At 69.3% G+C, this 17,401-nt stretch carries 12 protein-coding genes; 3 read left to right on the top strand and 9 right to left on the bottom strand.

Annotation, left to right across the window (positions count from 1 at the left end):
• Positions 1-69: 69 nt before the first annotated feature.
• On the bottom strand, positions 70-1,935 hold the full coding sequence (locus AJAP_RS24260; protein WP_038515457.1) for an ABC transporter ATP-binding protein: 1,866 nt from the start codon (positions 1,933-1,935) through the stop codon (positions 70-72).
• Between the two features lie 146 nt (positions 1,936-2,081).
• Here AJAP_RS24260 and AJAP_RS24265 point away from each other — a divergent pair, with 146 nt between their 5' ends.
• On the top strand, positions 2,082-3,383 hold the full coding sequence (locus AJAP_RS24265) for a glycosyltransferase family 87 protein (RefSeq protein WP_038515459.1): 1,302 nt from the start codon (positions 2,082-2,084) through the stop codon (positions 3,381-3,383).
• Here AJAP_RS24265 and AJAP_RS24270 read toward each other — a convergent pair whose 3' ends face one another.
• The 5 genes from AJAP_RS24270 to AJAP_RS24290 all read right to left on the bottom strand — a co-directional run bounded on the left by AJAP_RS24270 (position 3,384) and on the right by AJAP_RS24290 (position 11,031).
• The gene (locus tag AJAP_RS24270; RefSeq protein WP_003071237.1) at positions 3,384-3,593 is read right to left on the bottom strand and encodes a helix-turn-helix domain-containing protein; all 210 of its coding nucleotides are present in this window, start codon (positions 3,591-3,593) and stop codon (positions 3,384-3,386) included. It lies immediately after the preceding gene.
• 178 nt (positions 3,594-3,771) lie between these two features.
• On the bottom strand, positions 3,772-5,400 hold the full coding sequence (locus AJAP_RS24275) for an ABC-F family ATP-binding cassette domain-containing protein (RefSeq protein ID WP_038515461.1): 1,629 nt from the start codon (positions 5,398-5,400) through the stop codon (positions 3,772-3,774).
• 142 nt (positions 5,401-5,542) lie between these two features.
• On the bottom strand, positions 5,543-6,211 hold the full coding sequence (locus tag AJAP_RS24280) for an acVLRF1 family peptidyl-tRNA hydrolase (protein WP_038515463.1): 669 nt from the start codon (positions 6,209-6,211) through the stop codon (positions 5,543-5,545).
• Positions 6,212-6,384: 173 nt separating this feature from the next.
• Positions 6,385-9,255, bottom strand: a complete 2,871-nt coding sequence (locus AJAP_RS24285) for a S8 family serine peptidase (protein WP_038523796.1) — start codon at positions 9,253-9,255, stop codon at positions 6,385-6,387.
• Positions 9,256-9,468: 213 nt separating this feature from the next.
• Entirely contained in the window at positions 9,469-11,031 is a 1,563-nt protein-coding gene (locus AJAP_RS24290) for a deoxyguanosinetriphosphate triphosphohydrolase family protein (RefSeq protein WP_038515465.1), read from the bottom strand.
• 43 nt (positions 11,032-11,074) lie between these two features.
• Here AJAP_RS24290 and AJAP_RS24295 point away from each other — a divergent pair, with 43 nt between their 5' ends.
• Entirely contained in the window at positions 11,075-12,202 is a 1,128-nt protein-coding gene (locus AJAP_RS24295; protein WP_038515468.1) for a lycopene cyclase family protein, read from the top strand.
• A gap of 72 nt (positions 12,203-12,274) precedes the next feature.
• Complete coding sequence (locus AJAP_RS24300) at positions 12,275-13,957, top strand: GGDEF domain-containing protein (protein ID WP_037344064.1); 1,683 nt, start codon at positions 12,275-12,277, stop codon at positions 13,955-13,957.
• 75 nt (positions 13,958-14,032) lie between these two features.
• Here AJAP_RS24300 and AJAP_RS24305 read toward each other — a convergent pair whose 3' ends face one another.
• From AJAP_RS24305 to AJAP_RS24315, 3 genes are all read right to left on the bottom strand, one after another.
• Entirely contained in the window at positions 14,033-15,193 is a 1,161-nt protein-coding gene (locus AJAP_RS24305) for a sulfotransferase family protein (RefSeq protein WP_038515469.1), read from the bottom strand.
• 184 nt (positions 15,194-15,377) lie between these two features.
• A complete protein-coding gene (locus tag AJAP_RS24310) occupies positions 15,378-16,160 on the bottom strand; it encodes an SDR family oxidoreductase (protein ID WP_038515472.1) in 783 nt (260 codons plus the stop codon).
• Positions 16,157-17,326, bottom strand: coding sequence for a DUF1214 domain-containing protein (locus AJAP_RS24315; RefSeq protein ID WP_038515474.1), 1,170 nt, complete (start codon positions 17,324-17,326; stop codon positions 16,157-16,159). The genes AJAP_RS24310 and AJAP_RS24315 overlap by 4 nt, the downstream gene beginning before the upstream one ends.
• Positions 17,327-17,401: the final 75 nt, after the last annotated feature.

Genomic DNA, 17,401 nt, shown 5'->3' on the forward strand with positions numbered 1-17,401 from the left:
ACCCGGGCGTGCTAGGAACGGTCCTTTCCTTGCGAAATTTGCAAGGAAAGGACCGTTCCTGGCATCCGGTCACGCGGCCGCAGGCTCCTCCGAGAACTGCGTCAGGTACAGCGACGCGTAGCGACCTTCGCGCGCGAGAAGCTCTTCGTGCGTCCCCCGCTCGACGATCTCCCCGTGCTCGATCACCAGGATCTGGTCCGCCGCCCGCACCGTCGACAACCGGTGCGCGATGACCAGCGCGGTCCGCCCGTCCAGCGCGTCGGTCAGCGCCTCGCCGACGGCCGCTTCGGACTGCGAGTCCAGATGCGCGGTCGCCTCGTCGAGGACGACGACCTTCGGCTGAGCCAGCAGGAGCCGGGCGATGGTCAGCCGCTGCCGTTCGCCACCGGAAAGCCGGTACCCCCGCTCCCCCACCACGGTCTCCAGCCCGTCCGGCAGCTCGCGGATCAACTCGGCAAGGCGCGCCTTCTCCAGCGCCGACCAGATCTCGTCGTCGGTGACCCCGGGTCGCGCGTACTCGAGGTTCGCGCGGATGGTGTCGTGGAAGAGGTGCCCGTCCTGGGTCACCACGCCGACGGTTTCCCGCAGCGAGGCGAAACTCAGCTCCCGAACGTCCACATCGGACAAACGGACCGAACCGGCGTCGACGTCGTACAGCCTCGGCAGCAGTGAGGCGATCGTCGACTTGCCGGCGCCCGACGATCCCACCAGTGCCACCATCTGCCCGGGTTCGGCGCGGAAGCTGATGCCGTGCAACACCTCCTCACCACCCCGGTGATCCAAAGTGGACACGTCCTCCAGCGAAGCCAGCGAGTACCGGTCCGCCGCCGGGTAGCCGAACCGGACATCGGAGAACTCCACCGAAACCGGGCCTTCGGGAACGCGTCGCGCGTCCGGCTTCTCCTCGATCATCGGCTTGAGGTCGAGCACCTCGAAGACCCGCTCGAACGACACCAGCGCGGTCATCACGTCCACCCGGACGTTCGCCAGCGCGGTCAGCGGCGAGTACAGCCTGGTCAGCAGCAACGCCAAGGCCACGACGGTGCCCGGCGCGAGCGCCCCGGTCAGCGCCAGGTAGCCGCCCAGCCCGTAGACCAGCGCCTGTGCCAGCGCGGAGACCGTGGTCAGGCTGGTCAGGAACCAGCGCGTCAGCATCGCCGTGCGGACGCCGATGTCGCGCACCCGCCCCGCCCGCGCGCCGAACTCGCCCGCCTCGCGCTCCGGGTCTCCGAACAGCTTCACCAGCGTCGCGCCCGGCGCGGAGAACCGTTCGGTCATCTGCGTGGTCATCGACGCGTTGAGCCCGCCGGCCTCCCGCTGCAGCGCGGCCATCCGCCGCCCGAGCCGCCGCGTCGGCAGGATGAACACCGGCAGCAGCACCAGCGCCAGCAGGGTGACCTGCCACGACAGCGTCACCATGACCACCAGCGACAGCGCCAGCTGGATCACGTTGGTGACGAGCCCCGACAGCGTGGCGGTGAACGTGCGCTGCGCGCCGATGACGTCGTTGTTGAGCCTGCTCACCAACGCGCCGGTGCGGGTGCGCGTGAAGAACGCGACCGGCATCCGCTGCACGTGGCGGTACACCGCGAGCCGCAGGTCGAGGATGATCCCCTCGCCGATCCTCGACGACTGCGCCCGTTCGGCCAGGCCGAGCCCGGCGTCGATCAGCGCCAGCGCCGCGATCACCACGGCCAGCCACACCACCAGCGCGACGTCGTGCCCGCCGACGATCGCGTCGACCACCTTCCCGGCCAGCACCGGCGTGCTCACCGCCAGCACCGCCGAGACGACGGTGAGCACCAGGAATATCAGCAACCTCCGCCAGTGCGGCCTGGCGAACCGTGCGACGCGGCGGAGCGTGCCCTTGTGCAGCCCCTTCGGAACGTCGGCCGACTTCATCGCCGAGTTCATCAGCGTCCACGTGTTGTCCATGAGAACCCTCTCTTCGCCCCCAAAACCTCGATATTAGTCGAGAGTTTTCCCGGATATAAGCATGACCAACACCGGAGCACACCGGATGCTTCCCGGTTTCCGCGTCCTCTTTCCGGCGCAGGTGGCCACGTCGGTAGCCTGGGCCGGTGACCAAGGACCCAGACCGGCGACGACTGACCATCGACCTGGTCTTCTACACGGGCTGCCTGATCTTCGCCGTCGCGAACACGGCGGTCGCGGAATTCTACGGCTATCGCGTGTGGGCGAACTTCGCCGTCGCGGGTTACGGCCTCGCCGTGGTCCACACCGGCTGGCTGACGATCGCCGCGCGGCGCGGCAAGGCGCTGCCCGGCGCGCTCGGCTCGCGGTGGGTGGGTATCGGCGCCATCGGGTTGTTCGCCATGATCCTTCCGTTGGGAATGCTCGTCATTCGCCGTCTGACCGGAGTGGACTGGCTCGTCACGCCGAACTCGTGGGCCGCGCAGCCCGAGGTCTGGGTCATCGAACGCTCGGCGAAACTCCTTCTGGAGAACGGAACCCCGTACGTCGACGTCACCGCACTCGGTCGCGCGGTGGAAGTAAACGATTACACGCCATACGGTCCCGTGATGACCGTCTTCGGCCTGCCGCGCGCCTTGCTGGGCGGCGGACCGGTCGCGAACGCCCTCACCGACGCGCGCTGGATGTTCGCGCTGGCGGCCGTCGCATGTGTACTGCTGACGCTGCGGCTGCTGAAGTGGCCGAAAATCCCGGTCAGCGCGGCACAACTCGCCCTCGCCTGCCCGCTGACCGCGCTGACCTGGGCGGTCGCCGGCCCGGATCTGGCCATCGTCGGACTGCTGGTGTTGTCCTTCGCACTGGCCTCGACGGGCCGCGCGGTCCTGTCGGGTCTGGTGCTGGCACTGGTGGTCAGCGCGAAACTCATCGTCGCGCCGGCGATCGTGGTGCTGGGTGTCCTGTTGATCACGCGGCGTGGTCCTCGCGCACTGGGCGGATTCGCCGCGGCACTCGTGGTGACGACCCTCGTCCTGCACGTACCCGTCTATCTGGTGGACCCCAAGGCGTTCGTCGAGCACGTCTTCCGGTTCCCGATGGGAATCGGCGTGATCAAGTCACCGGCGGCGAGCCCGTTGCCCGGCCACCTCATCGCCTCGCTCGGCCTGGTGGGCACGGCGGTTTCCTTCGCCCTGCTCGGGATCGCGGCCGTCGCGATCCTGGTCTGGCTGCTGCGACGCCCGCCCGCGACCGGTTCGGACGCGTTGCTGCGCATGGCCGTCGGGCTGGTCGCGCTGATCATGCTCACTCCGGCGACACGGTACGGCTACCTGGTGTATCCGCTGGTCCTGCTCGGTGCCAGGCTGGCCTTCCTCGCCGCGGAAACCCGTGAAACAGCGGTCCCTGGAAAGGGAACTGCGCCCCCCGCGCAGCAGTCCGCTACTTCCTCGTGACTACTTCTTCTTGACCCTGGTGGCACCGCCACGGCCGCGCAGCTGGACGCCGGACTCCGAGAGGACCCGGTGCACGAACCCGTACGAGCGACCCGTGGACTCCGCGAGAGCGCGGATGCTCGAGCCCTTCTCGTATTTCTTCTTCAGGTCAGCGGCCAGCTTGTCACGCGTGTTGCCGGTGATCCGCGCGCCTTTCTTGAGATCAGCCACGTCGATCGCCTTCCCGCCGAGAGTGTTCTGGGCCACATAACGGCCCCTGTCGCCGCAATGATCGAACACTGAGCGCCGGAATGCCAGACGACGAGCGCAAAACTGCTGAAACCGCGATCACATTGGGCCATTTCAGTGGCCGGATGGCATCGATCAAGCACCCGAACGGACGCAGGCCTCACGCAAGCTGGACAAGTTCCAGATAATCCGCCGACCAATGGTCCTCGGTTCCGTCCGGCAGGAGGATCACGCGTTCCGGCTCCAGCGCCTCGACCGCGCCCGGGTCGTGCGTCACCAGGACGACCGCTCCGGCGAAGCTGCGCAAAGCGTCCAGGACCTGGGCGCGGCTGGCCGGGTCCAGGTTGTTCGTCGGCTCGTCGAGCAGCAAAACGTTGGCAGCGCTGGACACCAGACCGGCGAGCGCGAGCCGCGTCTTCTCACCGCCGGAGAGCGTGCCGGCGGGCTGATCGAGCTGCTCGCCGGTGAACAGGAACGAGCCGAGAAGGTTCCGCAACTCCTGCGCGCCGGTGTCCGGCGCGAGGTGACGGATATTTTCCCACACGGACGCATCGTGGTCGAGCGTTTCGTGTTCCTGTGCGTAATAGCCCAAACGCAATCCGTGACCTGGAATGGTCTCGCCGGTATCCGGAGTTTCCATTCCGCCGAGCAGGCGGAGCAGAGTCGTCTTTCCGGCACCGTTCAATCCGAGCACGACGACCTTCGAACCACGGTCGATGGCGAGGTCGACCCCGGTGAAGATCTCGAGCGAACCGTAGGACTTCGAGAGCCCCTCCGCGGTGAGCGGGGTCCGGCCGCACGGGGCGGGCTCGGGGAACTTGATCCGGGCGACCTTGTCGGCCTGCCGGGTCTCGTCGAGCGCGGACAGCATCTGCTCGGCGCGGCGGGCCATGTTCTTGGCGGCCACGGCCTTCGTCGCCTTGGCACCCAGTTTGGCGGCCTGCTGCTGCAGCGCGGACGCCTTCTTCTCGGCGTTCGCGCGCTCGCGGCGGCGGCGCTTCTCGTCGGTGGCGCGCGCGTCGAGATAGCGCTGCCAGCCCATGTTGTAGAGGTCGAGCTCGCCGCGGGTCGCGTCGAGGAACCACACCTTGTTGACCACGTCCGCGAGCAGTTCGACGTCGTGGCTGATGACCACGAGACCGCCGTCGTGCTGCTTCAGGAAGCCGCGAAGCCAGTTGATGGAGTCGGCGTCGAGGTGGTTGGTGGGCTCGTCGAGCAGCAGGATGGTCTCGGATTTGCCGCCCGCGCCCGCTTCGGCGGCGGCGAACAGGATCCGGGCCAGCTCCACGCGGCGGCGCTGACCACCCGAGAGCGTCTGCAGCGTCTGCGCGAGCACCCGGTCGGCGAGGCCGAGGTTGGAACAGATCCGCGCGGCCTCACTCTCGGCGGCGTACCCACCGAGAGAGGCGAAGCGCTCTTCGAGACGGCTGTAACGGTTGACCGCCTTGTCGCGTTCCTTCTCGTCCACCAGCTCCGACATCGCGTTCTGCGCTTTTTCCATGTTGCGCAGCAAGGAGTCGAGGCCGCGCGCGGAGAGCACGCGGTCCTTCGCGGTGACGGACAGGTCGCCCTCACGCGGGTCCTGCGGGAGGTAGCCGAGCTCGCCGCTGCGGCGGACCTCGCCCGCGTACGGCTCGCCCTCCCCCGCCAGCACCTTGAGCGAGGTGGTCTTGCCGGCGCCGTTGCGGCCGACCAGGCCGATGCGGTCGCCCTGCTGGATGCGGACGTTGGTGTCGTCGAGCAGGATGCGCGAACCAGCGCGCAGCTGCAGGCCAGAGGCCGTGATCACGGGAACTCCCGGTACAAGGGGTGGATGAGCGGACAGCTTCGACTCGCCGGCCGACGGGCCGGCGAGGAGCTACTCCAAGAGGATGTCCACGCGATCAGTGTACGGGCCGCTGTCGAACGATTTTATCCGACCGTGCCCGACGTCACGGCCCGGCGAGGGTGATTTCGACCGCGACGGCCCGCTCCGCCGCGTCTTCGAGCACCGTGCGGCGCGGTTCGGGGATGTCGAGAACTCGGGGTTCGGCACGCTCGAACAACGGCGCCAGCCGCCTGTCCTCGCGCAGGGTTTCCAAGGCGCGGCGGTCACCGCCGAGAACGACGGCGTCCACTTCGGACAGTTGAGGGACGAGCACTTCGAAGGCGTCTTCCGCGGCGGCCCGTAGCGCTGTGCGGACTTGCCCTTCCCGACGCCGCGCGAACCGCTGCTGCGACCACCCGCCCGCCGCGGACCGGCCCTGGACGAGATGCCGGTCCGTCCTGGACTGGACGACCACTCCCCCGCGCGCGATCCCGACGCTGTGCCCGCCGCGGCGGACAAGCAAGAGCGCGATCCTCCGCGAGATCAGCGCGTGTTCGACGAGCGGGCCGACGGCCAGCCCCGTCACCGTTCCTACCGCCTTCAACGGTCCGAAAGGGACGGTCGCGACGGCGACGACGCCGTTGTCCGCGACGACCGTGACGGTATCCGGCTTCAGTTCGGTCGAACGGACGCCTTCGTTGCGGACGGCGAAGCGCGCGTACCAGCCTTCGAGCCGATCCGGGGCGACCTCGACCGCCCGGCCCCCGCCCGCCACCTGCCGCTCCCTCGCCATGGGTCCAACGTACGGGGCCTGGCGTCGGCAGGCGTTGCGAAAGCCACTTTCGCAACGTTGAAGGTTGCGAAAGTGGCTTTCGCAACACGCTCCCGACTCCGCTTTCGCGCGTGAAGGCCTCCTTCCCTCGGCTGAGCCGAGGGAAGGAGGCCTTCACGCGCATGACCGGAGGACTAGACCGGCTTCACCGGCCCCTTCCCCACCGACTTCCCGACACCCGCGGGCCGCTCGGCCACGCCGGGCTGCACGAAACCGTTGATGTGCAAGGAGATCGAGCGGATCGAACCGGTGTCGCCACCGGCGACGTCGACCGCGGTGAACTTCCACGTGCCGTCGGCCGCCGCACCGGCCAGGCCGCCGAGCGCCTGCGCCGGCTTGTAGGTGCCGGTGAACGGCGCGTTCGCCGCGGTCACCGAACTGAACGCGGCGGCCGCGTTGTCGGCGAAGACGACCTGGCACAGGTTGTTGCCCGAGCCGCCGCTGCGCTGGAACACGGTCGCCTTCGCGCCCGCGGGCGACGTCAGCGTGCCGACCAGGTCACCGACGTACGAGTGGTTGATGCCCACGGTCGCCGAGGTCTGGTCGGTGTTGCAGGTCGCGCCGTCCACCGAGAACGTCAGCTTCGACGCGCGCCCGACACCGCTCACCGTGATCGGCACGGTCACGCCGGTCGGATCGCTGTCCGGGATCGCCACCGCGTCACCGGCGTAGGCGAAGTTCTGCGTCACCGGCGACGGGGTGCCGACCGGCAGCGAGAACGTGGACGTCGTCGGCGAGTACGAACCCGCGAAGGTCACGCGGGCGTTCAGCACCACCGGCACCCCGAGCTCCTGCGTGGCGGGAACGGTGATGGTGAAGTCGTTCACGCCGGTCTGCCCGGGGCTGATCGTGCCGTAGGACTTCGATCGCGGCGCCACCGTGACACCGGGGGTCGGGCTGGAGAGCACGACACTGGTGGACGTCGCGGTGCCGTCGCCGCGGTTGGTCACCGGCAGGGTGACCTTGGCGGTGTCGCCCGGGTCGAGCGCGGATCCGCCGTCGGCCGGGGTGACCGTCGGCTGGCCCGCGGACGCGAGCGGCTGCGGGCTGGCACCGGTGTAGGCGAGCACCTTGTCGGCGAGGATGACGCCCGCCCCGCTGGAGTTGTCGCGACCGGGGGCCAGGATGTCGACGGCGGTGTTGATCAGCGCTTCACGCACCTCGGCCGGGGGCAGCCCCGGGTTGCCCGAGAGCACCAGGCCCGCGATCGCGGCGGCGTGCGGCGCGGCGGCCGACGTGCCGTAGAACGTGGTGAAGCCGGTGACGCTGGTGGAGACGCCGTCGGCCGCGGTGATGTCCGGCTTGTTCCGGACCTCGCCACCGGTCCCGGACACGTTGCCGGGAGTGATCGGGGTGCCGTCGGCCTGGTAGAACATCCGCCGCGGACCGTCCGAAGTGAACCGTTCGACCTTCGACGTCGCGCCGAACGCCGCCGGGAACGGGCCCGCCGGGTTGGCCGGGTCGCCCGGTTCGAGGGCACGGGGGAACGCCTTGGCGGCGGGGGCCGCCGCGACACTGAACGCGTCCCGCGCGGCCGAGTGGCCCACGGTCACGCCGGGTTTGGTGTAGGCCTTGAGGCCGTCGGCCGAATCGGTGAACCGGCCGCGCAGCGCGGACAGCGAAAGGTAGCGGCCCTCACCGGAGAACTTGACGATGGCCAGCCGCAGCCCGGCGACACCCGTGGTGTCCACCCGTTCGTAGGCGTCCTGGGTACCGGTCTGGACGTCCTGGCTGAAGTCGACGACGTTGCCCGCCGCGTTCAGCAGGTACAGGTCGTAGTCGTTGTTCGAGCGGCCCAGCGGGTCCGACCAGAACAACGTGACCGGCACCCGGCCCGACGCGCTCGAGATCGGCTGGAAGATCTGGTTGCCCGCGGCACCGGCGAAGTTGTGCGCGGTACCGGCGTATTTGCCGATGCTCTTGCCGGAGTCGACGAAGTCGCCTTCCCAGTGGCCCGAAGTGCCGTCGGAGACGTTGCCCTCGTTACCGGCCGAGGAGAAGTACAGCGCGCCGTTCGCGGTCACGTCGTTCACGGCCTGGGCGATGATCCAGTCCTGGAACGGGGATTCCTTGAAGTACAGGACGTCGTCGACGATGACGTCGCAGTGCGCGTCGAAGCGCAGCTTGCGGATGTTGTCGGCGAAACTGGCGTCGGAGTTGAACGCGCTGGCGAAACCGAGTGCCGCGTTCGGCGCGAGATCGTGGATGATCTCGAGCATCGCGGTGCCCTCGTCGCCGTCGCCTTCCTGGCCGGGGATCACGTCGACGCCCGCCGGGAGTTCGCCGCGTGCCTGCGAGGTCGCGAGCGAGTCGATGCCGTCGGACAACGCGCAGATCTTGGTGCCCACGCCGGTGACGCCGAACTGCTGGCGGGCGGTGTCGGCGTTGTGCGCACGGTCGCCTTCGCTGTTGGTCGGCCCTGCCGCGATACCGACCTGTCCCTTGGCCTCGACGGCCTTCTTCAGCTCGTCCGCGATCCGGGCGGCCTTCTCCTCCTTGCTTTCCCGCTTGCCCGCGGTGGCGGGCTCGGCGAGCTGGCGGGCCGTGAACGCCTCGTTGGCGGTCTCGACCTTCTTGACGTCGGCGCGGGCCGCGATCGACGGCACCGCGTTCAGCGGCACCTCGGCGCGGACACTGCCGTACCGCTCGGAGACCGCGCGGATCCCCGCACCGGATTCACGCAGTCCCTTGAGGAGTTCTTCCGAGACCTGGCCACGGATGTCCACGAGTACGGTGCCGGCCGCGGAGACATTCGCCCCAGACCCCAGTGCGGGAACCGCGGAGGCCGACATCCGCTGCGCGCGGAGTTTCTGTTCGACGAGCAGCCGGCTGTCCACTTTGGACTCACCGGCGTTCTGGCTCTTCTTGATCGACTGCAGTGCCTCGATCTGCCGGACGGTGTTCTCCGAGAACGCGTCCGGGGATTGCGTGGTCTCCGCCATCGCGACGGGCGGGCTCACCAGGCCGAGCGCGGTGACGAGGGCCGCGGTGCCCGCGGTCAGGATCGTTCTTCTTCTCCTACTAGAACGGGTTGGACGCACGTGCGCCTCCGATTCCTAGGCGCGTGCCCCGACTCACGCTGACCGACGCCGGCGATCACCGGCTGGATCAAGCTAAGTACCGGGCGCGCACCGGCGGCAGGAGCCGTTCGGGTGACGTCGGATGGAGAATTTCCGGATTCGGCCGCAGGTCGTGGGCCGTTCAGGGTAATCGTGTCGTTACAGGACGAACGAGTCCGACCAAGGCTGCGAAGCACGGCCCGACAAGCCGTCCAAAAGGGTCACCGCCTGCTTGTCCGTCAGCGACGCCACGAAGTCGACGACCGCCCGTCCCCGCGCCAGGCCGCGTACGGCGTCCGCGCCGGTGACCGGTTCCCCGGTCGCTCCGATGAGCAGCTCCGGCGACGTCCGCGCCAACGCGGAGAACTCGGACCGCGCCAGTTCCACCAGATCGTGCAGCCGTCGCGGGAGACGGTAGAACTCGTCGCGGTCGAGCAGCCACGCGTCCAGCGCGTCGACCAAGGTGGTCACCAGGCTCGCCTGTCCGCGTTGGTGCAGCGCGAGTTCCGGGCGCAGCAGGACGAACCGCCGGTGCACGAATTTCAGCACCTGCACCTCGTGCCACTGCGCGGGACGCAGCGTGAGATGGCCTGTCCGGGTGGAGGGCGACGCCACCACCTGGACGCCGTCGACGAGCCGCGCGGTCCATTTCGCGGAGAAGGCGGCGGTGGCCTGTTCGGCCTCGATGGAACCGTCGAACCCGGTGGCGAGCAAACCGTCGACGAGTTCGTCGCGCACACGGGCGACGGCGCTGGTGAAAGCGTCGTCGTCGACGATCCACCCGTCCTTGGCGTGCATCCGGCGGCGCAGCCGTTCCAGCGAACGGCCGGGCAGCCGCCGTTCGGCGGTCAAGGTGGCGTCGTCCAGCGCGGCCAGTTCCGCCGCGTGGTCGGCCCAGCCGGTGAACTCGGCGGCGACCGGGGCGTGCTGCAGGACACCGATCCGGTGGAAGTCCTGGAGATCGTGGATGGCGTACGCGATGTCGTCGGCGGTGTCCATCACGGACGCTTCGACGGTCTGCTGCCAAGGCTCGATCCGGCCGGCGAACGGGGCCCGCGCCTGGGTGAAGTCGTCGAGTTCGGTGCTGTAGGCGGAGAACTTGCTCGCACCCGTGCCGGGGGCGTCGGCCGGTTCGGCGGCGCCGCGTGGCTGGACGTCCATCGACGTCGGATGCGGATCGGGCACGTGCAACCGCGCCCACGGGTACTTCAGCACCGCGGCGCGCACCGCCGTGGTGAGGTCCAGACCGGAGGCGGACGGGCCGCGCACGTCGGTCGTGGTGATGATCCGGAACGACTGCGCGTTGCCTTCGAAACCGTCGGCGAGGCCGAACCGGTGCCGGGCGATCCGGTCCAGGGTCTGCTCGCCGAGATGCCCGAACGGCGGGTGCCCCAGATCGTGCGCGAGCGAGGCTGCCTCGGCGACGTCCGGATCGCAGCCGCCCAGTTTCGCGGCGAGTTCGGCCGAATCGCTGGCTGAATTGATCCGCTCGGCGATCGCGCGGGCGACCTGCGCGACCTTGAGGCTGTGGGTGAGGCGGTTGTGCAGGAGCCCGGAACCGCCGGCGCTGACCACCTGCGTCACGCCGCCGAGCCGCGCGAAGAAGGGCGAGGCGGCGATCCGGTCCCGGTCGATCCGGAACGGGCTCGTGGCGAGGTCGGTGAACCCGGCGCTCTCGCTCGCCGGATCGCGCCGCCACGTCCTCGGGTCCGTCTGTTCCATGCGCAACACCGTATCCGTCGGGGCGGCGTGATGAGATACGAAGGTGGCGGACGTGGTGATCGCGGGTGGCGGCCCGGCGGGCCGGGCGCTCGCGCGTGCCTGCGCCCGGCGCGGCCTGGCGACGGTCCTGATCGACCCGGCGCCGGGCAGACGCTGGCGCGCGACCTACGGGCTGTGGGCCGACGAGCTGCCCGCGCTGCCGACGAGCGCCGTCGCGTGCGCGCCGTCGGCCACGCTCGCCTTCGGAACCGGACCGCACGTCCTCGACCGCCGCTACCTCGTGGTGGACAACGACGGCCTGCGCCGGTGGCTGGACGAGGGCTACGACGTCGTCGCCGGGACGGTGTCCGGCGTGGACCACGGACGGCTGGGTTCCTCGGTGCGCCTGGAGGACGGCCGGGTCCTCGCGACAGGTCTGTACGTGGACGCCACCGGCGCCCGGCCGAGGGAGAACCGGTACGAACAGACGGCGTTCGGCGTCGTCCTCCCCGCCGAGGACGCGCTGCGCCTGGTCGACCGCCCGGACACCGCCGTGTTCATGGACTGGCGGGACACGGAGTCCGGATTCCTCTATGTACTGCCGTTCGGCGACGGCACCATCCTGGTCGAGGAGACTTCGCTCGCCCGCAAACCCGGACTTCCGCTGGACGTCCTGGCGGCACGGCTGCGCGCCCGGCTCCGAGGTGTCGGCCTGACGTCGCGCGGGCGCGAGGAACGGGTGCGGATCGTGCTCGACCTGCCCGCGCCCCGGCGTGGGCGGACGGTGCCGTTCGGGGCCGCCGGGGCGCTGGTGCATCCGGCGACCGGGTACAGCGTCGCGACGTCGGTGCGGCTCGCGGAGCCGGTCGCGGACGCCGTCGTCCAGGCTTGGGATCGAGGCCCCGCCGCGGTGGCGTCGGCCGCGCATCGGGCGCTGTGGCCGTCCTCGGCATGCACCGTGCACGGCTTGCGACGGCATGGCTTGCGCGCGTTGTGCGGGATGCCGCCCGAACTGGTCCCGGTGTTCTTCGATCTGTTCTTCACGTTGCCCACGGAGCTCCAGCGCGCTTTCACGAGCGGTCGCGAAGATGTTTCGGGTACGACCGAAGCAATGTCGGCACTTTTCCGATTGTCACCGTGGCAAGTAAGAAAACACCTGATCGGGTGGCGTGCGTTACGCCGTTCTAGGTAACCCAGGTGCCTTCGCGATGAACATCAGTTGACACGTGTTTTGTTTCGCGCCGTCACCGGCGAATATGCGCTTGTGACGTTGCAGATCGCTGTCCGCTTCGCTTACCAGCCGTTGTACAGCCTGCACACCGGTGGCGTCGTCGCGTTCGAAGCCTTGGCGCGGCCGGGCCGTGGGACCGCCCACGAGTTGCTCGCCGACGCCCGGCGCAACGGCAGGCTGGCCGAGGTCGACGTCGGGCTGGCCGCCGAGGCCGTCCGGCAGCTGCGCGAACCGCAGGCCGCCCTCCCCCTGCACCTGAACCTGTCCGCGCGGACGGTGGCGGCGCCGCCGTCGCAGTTCGACCCGCTGACCGACGCGCTCAGCCTGGCAGGCCGCCGGACGAGGGACGTGGTGCTGGAGATCGGGCCGCCGTTCACGCAGATCCCCGCCGACCTGCTGCTGACCGGTATGCGGCGGCTCACCGAACTCGGCTTCCGGCTCGCGCTCGACGGCCTCGGCCGCGGCGACCTCCCGCTGACGCTGCTCGCTTCGGCGCCCGTCGACCTGGTGAAACTGGACCGCAGCGTGCTGCGGGGCCTGCCGCACGACCCGGCCGCCGTCGCGGTGGTCGAAGCGGTGCTGCACTTCGCGTCACGCACCGACAACCGCCTGGTCGCGACCGGGCTGGAGACCACGGAGCAGCTGGAATCCGCCCGGCGGCTCGGGGTGCGGATCGCGCAGGGCAACCTGCTCGCCCCGCCGGACGGCGACCACGCGCCGCTGCCCGCGCCGGACGCGCCGGGCCCGTTCATCCCCGGCACCGCCCGCGCCCGCCGCGTCGGCGACTTCCTCCGGCCCGCGACCACGCTGCCGGAAGACGCGACCTGCGACGACGTACGCGAGGTACTGGCCGCCGCCGACGGCCCGAGCGGCATCGTCGGCATCGACGACCGCCACCGTCCACAGTGGTCGATCGACCGGACCCGGTTCCTGGTCGCGGTCACCGGGTTGTACGGCCACGCCCTGCACGCCAAGCGGCCGGCATCGAGGCTCGCCGACCGGCCGCACACGATCCACGCCGACGCGAGCGCGCTCGAATTCCTCGAACTGGTCACCGACGCGGACTGGGGCCGGACCGGCGACGACGTCGTCGTGGTCGACGACCGCGGCCGATGTGTCGGTGTGGTGCTGGTGAACGAGGTCGTCCGCGGGGTCGCGGAGGCGAAGGTCGAGGAGGCGGTCTCGCTGAGCCCGCTGACCCGCCTGCCCGGCAGCGACGCGGTCGCGAGGGACGTCGACCGCCGGATCAACGCGCGGGAGCCGTTCGTCGCGGCCTGGCTGGACGTCGATTCGTTCAAGACGGTCAACGACACCGCCGGGTTCGCGGCGGGCGACGACCTGATCCGCACGCTCGGCCGGACGCTCACCGATCTGGAGGCCCGGCTGCGCCGGATGCGCGTCAGCCACGTGGGCGGCGACGATTTCCTGATCGCCTGCGACGTCGACGAGATCGGCACGGTCGCCACCGCGCTGCTGGACACGCCATGGTCGGCCGACGGGCTCCCGGTGACGGTCTCACTGGCGACCCTGGTGTGCGGGAACGGCGCCATCCGGTCCTACAAGGACGCTTCCCGGCTGCTGGCACCGTTGAAGAAGCAGGCCAAGGAGGTCCCCGGGTCGAGCTGGGTGCTCGGGCGACCGGGCTCGGACCGCGTCGAGGTCCTGCGCGGGATCACGACGCGCGGCCTGCCCTCGCAACGCGTCGCCGGCTTCTGACCCTTCCGCATTTCGTCCTCTGAATGCGTTCCTTGCGCGTGCAACTACCGCATTCAGAGGACGAAATGCGGGAGGTCAGAGGTCGTAGGCGGCGCGGTAGGCCGAAAAGCGTTCGTCGACCTCGCCGGCGGTGAGCCCGAAGTCCGCGAGGTCGTACCGGTGCACGGGTTTCCTGTCCCCGGAACGGCTTTCGGCATGCACGACGGTCATCGCGTCCCGCGCGGCGTCGCTCAGCGGGAGACCGAAATGCCGGTACACGCCCTCGACCGTACCGATCGGGTCGGCGACGAAATCCTCGTACCGGACATCGCAGAACCGCGCGGGATCATGCCGTTTCCTCGCCGCCAAGGACTTTTCCGCACCCCGCGCCCAGAGATCCAGCTGGCTCCGGCCGATCACGTCGCCGCGGAAGACGTCGGACCAGCCCTCCGAAGCCTGCTCGTTCAGGCTGCACACCGACGCGACGATCGTGCTCGGCGCGCGATGGGTCTGGACGATCAGCGCGTCGGGGTACACCTCCAGTAGCGCGTCGAGCGCGAAAAGATGGCTCGGATTCTTGAGCACCCAACGGCGCCCGGCGTCGGGCAGACCGATGAGCTGCAGGTTCCGCCGGTGCCTGCGATAGGCGTCGGTCCAGCTCTGCCCGTCCAGCCAGCGCGAGTACGACGGCACGTGCGCGAGGCATTCGTAGGACACCGATTTCAGGGACTGCCGCAACAGCTGCCAGCATTCCTCGACCTGGTCGGCGGACATGTGGTGCAGTCCCATGAACTCGGGATGCTCGACGTGGTGCTTCTCGTAGCCCGCCTGGATCCCTTGGAAGACCGGGTTTTCCGCCCACGTCTCGCGTGGCGGACGCGGTTGCGGCACCTCGGTCAGCCAGACCTCCAGCCCTTGGTGCGCCGGATCCTCGGTGAGCAGCCGGTGCAGCGCCGTGGTCCCGGTGCGCGGCAGCCCGGTGACGAAGATGGGCCGCTCGACCGGAACGTCCGCGTACTCCGGGTTCTGCTTCCACGAGGCCTCGCTCAGCGACCTCGCCACCAGGGCTCCGCGCAGGAAGGCGCGATGGATCTTGTTGCCGTACGGGGTCAATCCCGCCTCGCCGGCGTACGAATCCAACAGCACGCGGAGACCTTCGAGATGGTCTTCGCCACCGAAGTCGTCCAACCCGGTGAGCTTCGCCGCCGACGCGTGCAGGTCTTCCACGGTGCCGACGTTTTCCCGCCCTGGCAACATGTTCTCCCTCTCAGTATCTTTTGGTGAACCCGCATCCGCGATCGACGTCGGCAGGGCGCTGCCTGGTCATCTACCTCACGATGGCGGACAAGGCGCCCTGCCACCGCGATAGCGGGGCCTTCGGCCGGGGCGGGTTCACGCGTCTAATCGCCTTTCGAATCCTTCTGCAGCTCCGCCTACAGGCTCAGTGGTGGTATTCGCCGGCGTTGACGTCGAGACACTGGCCGGTGACGCACCGGGCGAGCGACGAGGCGAGGAACACGACGGTGTCGGCGATCTCGTCCGGCTCCGGCAGGCGGCGCAGATCGATCGTCTCCGCCGTCTCGGCGTACACCTGCTCCGGCGGCACGTCGCGTTCCTTGGCCAGATAAGCGAAGTACCATTTCAGCGAGTCCGCCCAGATGTAGCCGGGCGCGACCGAATTGACCCGGATCCCCTGCGGCCCGAGTTCCGAGGCGAGACTCTGCGCGAGCGCGAGCAGGCTCGCCTTCGCCATCTTGTACGCGCCGAACGTCCGCCGGGAATGCCGCAGCACGGCCGAATTGATCATCACGACCGAACCGCCGCTCTCCGCGAGCGAAGGCGTGAACAACCGCGTGAGCCGCAGGGCGGCGAGCACGTTGGTCTCGAACCCCGCCCGCACGTCGGCCAGGTCGACGTCGGCGAGATCCATGATCGGCGGAATGGCGAAAGCGTTGTTCACCAAGGCATCCACCCGGCCGAACGCCTTCAAGGCGGTTTCGGTGAGATTCGTGGCCGAAGCGTCGTCGGTGATGTCGGTGGGCACGGTGACCGCGCGGCGGCCAAGTGCGTCGACCTCCTTCGCGACCTCGGCGAGCCGCGATTCGGTACGGGCCGCGAGGACGACGTCGGCGCCCGCCGCGGCGCAGCGGGTGGCGATGGACCGGCCGAGTCCCGGACCGACGCCGGAGACCACGACCACCTTGTCCCGCAACAGATCCGTCATCCCAGCATCCTCGCCGCGACAGCGGTCTGACGGGCCGATATCCGATCCGCCCATTCCCCCGGGGTCACCTGCGCTTCGTCGTAGAACGGCAGCCGGTCGGCGAGTTCGCCGAACGTCACCACCTCGACCTCGGGACCGTCGGCCTCGCCGAGCGCACGGGAAAGGCGCTGCCAGCGGATCTGGACGTACCCGCGGTCGTGGCCGGTGCGTTCGAGCCAGTTGGCCAGGCCCGGGTCGCGTTCGCTGATCACGAAACGGATCTTGCCGTCCGGGTCGACCCGCGCCTGGTCGGCGGTGAGGCTCGTCTGATGGTTGATGTAGTCGAGCGAGAGGTACCAGACGCTGCCGAGCTGGATGCCCTGATAGGGCGCGTCCGAACGCGGCACCGTCACGATCATGACCTCCTCGTCGCCGAGTTCGTAGTGCCCGGCCGACGAGTACTGCGTGGTCAGCCCGCCCGGTGTGGGACGCGGCTCGGTCATCGTGTTCACCGGCAGGTTCAGGTAGAACCACTTCGGGAAGGCGAGGAACGTACGCAGCCTGCTCAGCAGGATCTTGCCGGTGACGCCGTACCGCTTGGCCAGCCCGTCGCGGGTGAGCGGCGCGGGCGCACCACCCGCGGTGTCGGCGCACTGGATCTGGATCGTGCCGCGGCGTTCGGTGGCCCAGTCGCTGTAGACCTCGCGCACCACGAGCATCGACGAACCCGGGCCGAGGACGAAATAGTTGGGGCCGGGGTCGGGTTTCGCCGGGCCGAAGCGGAGCTCGAACGAGCCGTCGTCGGCGATCTCGATCTCACGATCGTCGAAGGCGGCGAGGCTGTCCGGCACCTCGACGGGCGAGTAGTCGCCGTTGAGGACCTGGAAACTGACGTCGGCCGTGCTCCCCCGCGTCCCGGTGACGACGTACTCGCGGTCCTCGCGAATGTTCGCGTTGAAGTACAGCGTGTCCGGGTTGTCCAGGCCCATCTTCGTGTACGGCCCGGTGGACTGGGTGAAGAACGGGTAGTCGCGTTCGTAGGCCCACGCCATCTGCAGGGAGGCGCGGATGCTGCCGGCGAGGTAGTCGTACCCCTCGACCAGATCCTGTTCGGTGCGGATGTGCGGCGCCTCCGCGATGACCTTCTCGGCTTCGGCGATCGCGTCCGCCAACGGTTGAGTGAGCACCGGCGACTCCTCATACTGGTACAAATATGTACCGACTTGGTACGTTCTTCGCATTGTCAGACTAGAACGCGTTCT

Source organism: Amycolatopsis japonica, assembly GCF_000732925.1.
GTDB lineage: Bacteria > Actinomycetota > Actinomycetes > Mycobacteriales > Pseudonocardiaceae > Amycolatopsis > Amycolatopsis japonica.